A 339-nucleotide genomic window follows, 5' to 3' on the forward strand; every position below is an offset into this window, starting at 1 on the left:
CTGCAACCCGGCGTAAGGCGTGGTGGCATAGGCCCAGAGGTAGGCGCGGTGTGTCGTCTTCTTGCCCGGGGCCAGCAGCGGTACCGGGGTCTCGTCGGCATGCAGCACGGGTTCACTGAGCAGCAGGTCACGCAAGGCATCGATCAGCGGTTGGAGCCTTACGCCGCAGATGCCGACCCACCCGGCCAGGGTGGAACGCGGAATCGCTACGCCGGCACGGGCAAAGATCTGTTCCTGCCGATAGAGCGGCAGGTGGTCGGCATACTTGGCGATCAGCACCTGGGCCAGCAGGCCGGCGGTGGGGATGCCCTTATCGATGATCTGCGCCGGCATCGGCGC

General features: G+C 66.7%; 1 protein-coding gene. It reads right to left on the minus strand.

Annotated features, from left to right (window positions below):
- Positions 1-339 (minus strand): IS66 family transposase (locus tag GRB80_RS15980; protein WP_161424413.1); only part of this gene is annotated, 339 nt, incomplete at both ends.

This window comes from Halomonas icarae, from assembly GCF_009901955.1.
GTDB classification, from domain to species: Bacteria; Pseudomonadota; Gammaproteobacteria; order Pseudomonadales; family Halomonadaceae; genus Halomonas; species Halomonas icarae.